This window comes from Neisseria sp. P0014.S009, from assembly GCF_051958155.1.
Classification (GTDB): domain Bacteria; phylum Pseudomonadota; class Gammaproteobacteria; order Burkholderiales; family Neisseriaceae; genus Neisseria; species Neisseria flavescens_C.
This window is the reverse complement of record NZ_JBQCVS010000323.1, coordinates 1-229: the sequence shown is the minus strand read 5'-3', so window position 1 is coordinate 229 and position 229 is coordinate 1. Positions and strand designations below refer to the sequence as shown.

1 pseudogene is annotated in these 229 nt (G+C 53.7%); it reads left to right on the top strand.

Annotation, left to right across the window (positions count from 1 at the left end):
* A pseudogene (locus ACTHS4_RS12815) lies at window positions 1–229 on the top strand (hypothetical protein); the annotation flags it as partial.

Below are 229 nucleotides of genomic sequence, written 5' to 3'. Positions count from 1 at the left end.
CGATTACAGCTCCGCAATGACGGCGCAGGAGCAATATTTCCAAGCGGCGAAACACGAAATCTTGAACGCTGAAAAAAAGGCCGGAGTGCATTCGCATATCGTGGCGAGGTTGTATGAACAACTGCCTGACTTAGGCGCAACACTCGCCGCCGACCTGCCCGAACAAGCTGACCTCGACGATTTGAAAAAATACGAGCCCGAACTGATGTGGCGCATCGTCCGACTCACC